Source organism: Streptomyces atratus (assembly GCF_014648655.1).
Lineage (GTDB): Bacteria > Actinomycetota > Actinomycetes > Streptomycetales > Streptomycetaceae > Streptomyces > Streptomyces atratus.
The window spans coordinates 1-6910 of sequence record NZ_BMRN01000111.1 but is presented as its reverse complement, the minus strand read 5'-3'; the positions used below and the strand labels follow the sequence as shown (position 1 = coordinate 6910).

2 protein-coding genes are annotated in these 6910 nt (G+C 74.5%); both read right to left on the bottom strand.

Features of this window, described 5'->3' with window-relative positions:
• The coding region (locus IEZ15_RS42975) for a non-ribosomal peptide synthetase (protein ID WP_189282370.1) at positions 1-3256 on the bottom strand (3256 nt) is incomplete at its 3' end.
• A partial coding sequence (locus IEZ15_RS42970) for a non-ribosomal peptide synthetase (RefSeq protein ID WP_189282369.1) occupies positions 3256-6910 on the bottom strand: 3655 nt, incomplete at its 5' end. The genes IEZ15_RS42970 and IEZ15_RS42975, both read right to left, overlap by 1 nt.

Sequence of the window (6910 nt, the reverse complement as noted above, 5' to 3'; positions counted from 1 at the left end):
GGTAGACGTCGGCGATGTTGGCCGCGCCGCCGTCGACGGTGGCGACGACCGCCGCCAGTTCGTCGGCGGTGAGGTCGGCGAGCGGCAGCATCTCGGGCGTGATCTCGGTCGCGTCGGCCGGGATCAGGTTCGCCGGCACCTCGACCTGGACGGCGCCCGCGGAGGCGGCGAGGCCGGCCGGGGTCGGGGTCTGGAACAGCGCGCGCACGGGCACGTCGGCGCCCAGGGCGGCCCGGACCCGGCCCATGAGTTCGACGGCGAGCAGCGAGTGGCCGCCCAGGGCGAAGAAGTCGTCGTCGACGCCGACGTTCGCCAGGCCGAGGACCTCGGCGAAGACCGCGCACAGCAGCTCCTCGCGCAGGTCGGCCGGGCCCCGGCCCGCGCCCGTCGCGTAGTCGGGCGCGGGCAGGGCCTTGCGGTCGAGCTTTCCGTTGGCGGTCAGCGGCAGTGCGTCCAGCACCAGCACCGCAGAGGGCACCATGTAACCCGGCAGGCTCGATCCCACGTGGGCTCGTAGCTCCGCGGCATCGAGTTCTCCCTCCTCTCCACTCGCGGGGATCGCGTAGGCCACGAGCCGGGCGTCGCCGGGGGTGTCCTCGCGGACGACGACCGCGGCGCGGGCGACCCGGGCGTGGCGTTCGAGGACGGCTTCGACCTCGCCCAGCTCGATCCGGAAGCCGCGGACCTTGACCTGGCCGTCGGTGCGGCCCAGGCATTCGAGGACGCCGCCGGGGCGTCTGCGGGCGGCGTCGCCGGTGCGGTAGAGCCGCTCGCCGGGGACGAACGGGGAGGCGACGAACCGTTCGGCGGTCAGGGCCGCGCGGCCCAGGTAGCCGCGGGCGAGCTGGGCGCCCGCGAGGTAGAGCTCTCCCGTGGCGCCGGGGGCCACGGGCCGCAGCCGGTCGTCGAGGACGTAGGCGCGGGTGTTGGCGAAGGGCCGGCCGATGCGTACGGGGCCCTCGGCGACCTCGGCGGAGGTGGCCCAGATGGTGGCCTCGGTGGGCCCGTACAGGTTCACGGCGCGCGCGCCGAGGGCGTGCAGCTTGGCGGCGAGTTCCTCGGGCAGGGCCTCGCCGCCGACGAGGGCGCGCACGGAGGCGGGCCAGTCGCCGGCGTCCAGGAGCGCGCGCCACAGGGACGGCACGGCCTGGAGTGCGGTCGCCCCGCTGGTGCGGATCAGGTCGAGGAGGGCGTGGGGGTCGCGGACGGTCTCGCGGTCGGCGAGGACGACGGCGGCGCCGTTGACGAGCGGCAGGAACAGTTCCAGGGCCGCGATGTCGAAGGAGACCGTGGTGACGGCGACGAGCCGGTCGCCCGCGCCGAGCGGGACGCGCTCGGCGGCGGCGTACAGGTGGTTGGCGAGGGCCTGGTGGCCGACGACGACGCCTTTGGGGCGGCCGGTGGAGCCCGAGGTGTGGATGACGTACGCGGGGTGCTGGGGCAGCAGGGCGGCGCGGCCGGGCAGCGCGACCGCGTCGGACCCGGCGAGCTCTTTGCCGAGGACCGCCACGGGCGCGTCGGTCGCGGGGATGGCGCGGGCGCACGCGAGGTCGGTCAGCACGCACACCGGGCGCGCGTCGGCGAGCATGTACGCGATGCGCTCCTGGGGGTATTCCGGGTCGACCGGCAGATAGGCGCCGCCGGCCTTGACCACGGCGAGCAGCGACGCCACCAGGTCCGCGCCGCGCTCCATGACGACGGCGACGATCGACTCGGGGCCGACGCCCCGGTCGGCGAGCAGGTGCGCCAACTGGTCTGCTCGGGTGTTCAGTTGGGCGTATGTGTACGATTCCTCGCCGTCGACGAGGGCGACCGCGTCGGGCGTGCGGGCCGCCTGGGCCTCGAAGAGGTCGGGCAGCGTGGCGGCCGGGACCTCGGCGTCGGTGTCGTTCCATCCGTGAAGGACCTGGTGCAGCTCGGCGTCGTCCAGGAGCCGCACGTCGCCGACGCGGGTGCCGGGGTCGTCGGCGAGGGCCTCGACGACGCGGGTGAGCCGGTCGGCGATCCACCGTACGGAGTCGGCGTCGAACAGGTCGGCGGCGGCGATGACGGAGCCGTGCAGCCCGGCCGGGGCACCGTTCTCGTCGAAGGTCTCGCCGACGCCGACCTCCAGGTCGAACTTGGCGGCGGAGTCCCCGGTGGGCACCGACTCGGCGTGGATGCCGGGGAGTCGGAGCGCGGCCTCGCCGGTGTTCTGGAGCATCAGCATGACCTGGAACAGCGGGTGCCGGGCCAGGGAGCGGGTCGGGGCGAGCTCCTCGACCAGCTTCTCGAAGGGGACGTCCTGGTGCTCGAAGGCCGACAGGCTCGCCTCCTGCACCCGGGCGAGGAGCTCACGGAATGTCGGGTCGCCCGACAGGTCGGTGCGCACCACGAGGGTGCTGACGAAGAAGCCGACCAGGTCGTCGAGGGCCTCGTCGCCGCGGCCCGCGTTGACGGAGCCGATCGGGATGTCGGTGCCCGCGCCGAGCCGGGACAGGGTCACGGCGAGGGCGGCCTGGAGCGCGGCGAACAGGGTGACGCCCTCGGCGAGCGCGACCTCGGCGAGGCGCGCGTGCACCCGGGCGGGCAGCTCGAAGGGGACGGTGTGGCCGGTGTGTCGGAGGACGGCCGGACGCGTCCGGTCGTACGGCAGCTCCAGTTCCTGCGGCACGTCCGCCAGCGCCTCGCGCCAGTGGGCGGTCTGCTGGGAGAACAGGCTCTCGGGGTCGCTCTCGTCGCCGAGCAGCTCGCGCTGCCACAGCGTGTAGTCGGCGTACTGCACGGCCAGCGGCTCCCACGCCGGGGCCGTGCCCCGGGTGCGCGCCGCGTAGGCCGTGGACAGGTCGCGGGCCAGCGGGCCCATGGACCAGCCGTCACCCGCGATGTGGTGGACGACCATGACGAGCATGTGCTCGTCGGGTGCCGTGGTGAACAGCCAGGCCTTGACGGGGACTTCGGCGGTGAGGTCGAAGGTGTACCCGACGGCGGCGGCGATCTCCCCGTCCAGGTCGGCCGGTGTGACGTCGGCGGCCGTCAGCCGCCAGTCGAGGTCGGCGGCCTGCAGGACGCGCTGGTAGGGCTCGCCCGCCGCGACGCCGTACACGGTGCGCAGGATCTCGTGGCGGCCGATGACGTCCCGCAGGGCCGTCTGAAGGGCCGCCCGGTCCACGGCGCCGGACAGGCGCTGTGCGACACGGATGTTGTAGGCCGCGCTCGGGCCCTCCAACTGGGAGATGAACCACAGCCGACGCTGCGCGAATGACAACGGAATCATCAGGACTCCTCCTGGTTACGCATCGGCCGCAGCGCGGGCCTAGCAGAGCTCACATTTCCAAGCTGTCGTACGAGGCCGGACACCGTCCGCGCCCTGAAGAGCACCCGCAGGGACACCTCGACGCCGAGCACCGTCCGCAGACGGCCGGTGAGGCGGGTGGCGAGCAGGGAGTGCCCGCCGAGGGCGAAGAAGTCGTCGTCGACGCCGACTTCGGGCAGGCCGAGCACCTCGGCGAACGCCGCGCACAGGGCCTTCTCCCGCTCGGTGGCGGGCGCGCGGCCCGTGCTCGCGGCGGGTCCCGCGTCGGGCAGGGCCCTGCGGTCCACCTTGCCGTTGGCCGTCAGGGGCAGGGCGTCCAGGACGACGAGGGCGGGCGGCACCATGTACTCGGGCAGCCGCGCCTCGGTGAACCGCCTTATGAGGTCGGCCAGTTCACCATCGTCCGGGGCGGCTGGCACGACGTAGCCAACCAGACGCCGGCCGCCCGCGCCGTCCTCGCGGACCACGACGGCGGCCTGGGTCACGCCGGGGTGCGCGGCCAGGACGGCCTGGACCTCGCCCGGTTCGATGCGGAAGCCGCGGATCTTGACCTGGTCGTCGACGCGGCTGGCGAACACCAGCCGGCCGTCGGCGGTCCAGCGCACCCGGTCGCCCGTGCGGTAGAGCCGCTCGCCCGCCTTGTCGAAGGGCGAGGCCACGAACCGCTCGGCGGTCAGGGCCGGTCGGCCCACGTAGGCGCGGGCGAGCCCGGCGCCCGCGATGTACAGCTCGCCGTCCACGCCGGCCGGGACCGGGTTGAGGCTCTCGTCGAGCACGTACACCCGGGAGTTGGTGATCGGCGTGCCGATGCCGGGCCGGTCGTCGTTCTCGCTCAGGGCGTCCGACATGGTCGCGCACACGGTCGTCTCGGTCGGGCCGTAGGCGTTGACGAAGCGGCGGCCGCGCGACCAGCGGGCCACCAGTTCGCCGCCGAGCGCCTCACCGGCCGACACCAGGGTGGTGACCGGGGCGAGGTCCTCGGGTTCGAGCACGGACAGGACGGCGGGCGGCAGCGTGGCGTGCGTGACCCCGTGGCGCGCCACGAGTTCGGCGAGCCCGCCGCCCGGCAGCAGCGTCTCGGCGGGCGCCACCACCAGGCGGGCGCCCGAGCCCAGCGCCATGACCAGCTCCCAGGTCGCCGCGTCGAAGCCCGGCGAGGCGAACTGGAGGACCCGGCTGTCGGCGCCGACCTCGAACCGCTCGATCTGCGCGGTCACCAGGCTGGCGACGCCGGTGTGCGTGACGACCACGCCCTTGGGCCGGCCCGTCGAACCCGAGGTGAAGATCATGTACGCGGGGTGGGCGGGCCGCAGCCGTGCGCCCCGTTCCGCGTCGCTCAGGGCGCCGCCGTCCAGCGCCTCGATCTGTGTCGCGAGCGGCGGCTCGTCGAGGACGAGGACCGGCGCCTGCGTGTCACCCGGCACGACCGGCGCGCACAGCGCCGACGCCAGGACCGCCACCGCGCCCGACTCCTTCAGCATGAACGCGATGCGCTGCGCGGGGTACTCCGGGTCGACCGGCAGATAGGCGCCGCCCGCCTTGAGCACACCGAGCAGGGTGACGATCAGGTCGACCCCTCGCTCCCGCACCACCGCGACCACCGACTCCGGGCCCACGCCCCGGCCGGTCAGGAACCGGGCGAGCCGGTTGGCCCGCGCGTCCAGCTCCGCGTACGTCAGCTCGGCGCCGTCGGAGGCCACGGCGACGGCGTCCGGGGTCTCCCGGACCCGCGCCGCGAACAGTTCGGGCACCGTCGCGGGCGCCACGTTGGCCGCCGTGTCGTTCCACTCGGCGAGCATCCGGCGGCGCTCGTCGTCGGCCAGCACGCCGACCCTGCTCAGCGGCAGGTCGGGCCCGCCCTCCAGCGCCTGCTCGGCGGCGCCCACCAGCTCTTCGACGGCGGTGCGCGCGAAGGCGGCGACCGCCTCCGGGTCGATCGGGGCGACGGCGTCGACGATCAGCTCCAGGCCGTCCCCGTCGTCGTCGACGAGCAGGGCCAGCGGGTAGTTGGTGCGCTCACGGGTGAACAGCAGCTTGGTGCCCGGCAGGGAGGCGTTCCAGCGCTCGTCCAGGTCCTCGCCGATGCTGCGCCGGTAGTTGAGGCAGGCGGTGAACAGGGGGGTGTCGCCCTCCAGGTCGGCCGCCCGCTGCGCCACGACCAGCGGCGCGTGCTCGTGTTCCAGGAGCCGGGCGAGCTGGCCGCGCATCGCGGTGATGGCCCCGAGCGCGCCGAGCCGGGCCGTGGGGACGCGTACGGGAAGGGTGTTGATGAACGGACCCGGCACCCGGTCGGCGCCCACGCCCGCGTTCATGCGACCGAACAGGACCGTGCCGAACACCACGTCCGTACGGCCGGACACCGCCGCCAGGACCCGCGCCCAGGCCACGTGCAGCGCGGTCGCCGCACTGACGCCTGCGCGCCGCGCCACCTCCCGCAGGCGCCCGGCCAGTTCCGGGTCGGCCGCGACGCGGGCCCGGGCCAGCGAGGCGCCGTCGCCGCGCACGTCCACCAGGCCGAAGGGGGCCGTGGGCTCGGTGACGTCGCCGAGCAGCTCGGCGAAGTACCGCTCGTGCTCGGAGCGGGCGACGCCGCCGCGTGCCTGGGCGACGAAGTTGCGGAACGGCAGCGGCTCGGGCAGTTGGTCGCCGCGCCCTTCGAGGAACGCGGTCACCTCCTCCAGGAGCACTTCGAGGGCGGTGCCGTCGCGCACCATGTGGTGGGCGCGGATGAGCGCCAGCCAGTGCTCCGGACCGGCCTCACCCGGTAGGGCCGCGACGTGCAGGTCGAGCAGTGGGCCCCGGCCCAGGTCCATGCGGGCGCCGCCTCCCTCGACGAGCTCGGCGACCGGGTCGGTGCCGCACGGGTCCAGGACGATCTCCGTGACCGGCAGAGCGGCCTGGCGCCACACCACCTGCACGGGCTCGCGCAGCCCCTCCCACACGTAGGAGGTGCGGTAGATGTCGTGCCGCTCCACCACGCGCCGCAGCGCGTCGACGAACGCGTCGAGCCGGGCCCGCGAGTCGAACTCCAGGACCGCCGGCATGACGTACGCGTCGTCGCCGCCCTCCGCCAGCATGTGGTGGAAGAGCAGGCCTTCCTGGAGCGGGGCGAGCGGGTAGATGTCCTTGACGTTGGCCGCGCCGCCCTCGACGCAGGCCACGACCGTGGCGACCTCGTCGGCGGTCAGGTCGGCCAGCGGCAGCATCGCGGGCGTGATCTCAGTGGCACCGGCCAGGATGAGGTTGTCGGGGACGACGAACTGCTCCGTGCCGGCGGACGCCGCGAGGGAGGCCACGGTCGGGTTGTCGAACAGGGTGCGCACGGAGACGGAGACGCCGCGCCCCCGCAGGATCTCGACCAGCCGCACGGCCACCAGCGAGTGGCCGCCCAGCTCGAAGAAGTCGTCGTCGACGCCCACGTTCTCCAGGTCCAGGACCTCGGCGAAGGCGGCGCACAGGATCTCCTCGCGCACGTCGGCCGGGGCCCGGCCCGCCCCCGCGATGGCCGCGAAGTCGGGTGTGGGCAGGGCCTTGCGGTCCAGCTTCCCGTTGCCGGTCAGCGGCAGCGCGTCCAGGACCACGACCGCCGACGGCACCATGTGCTCCGGCAGCCGC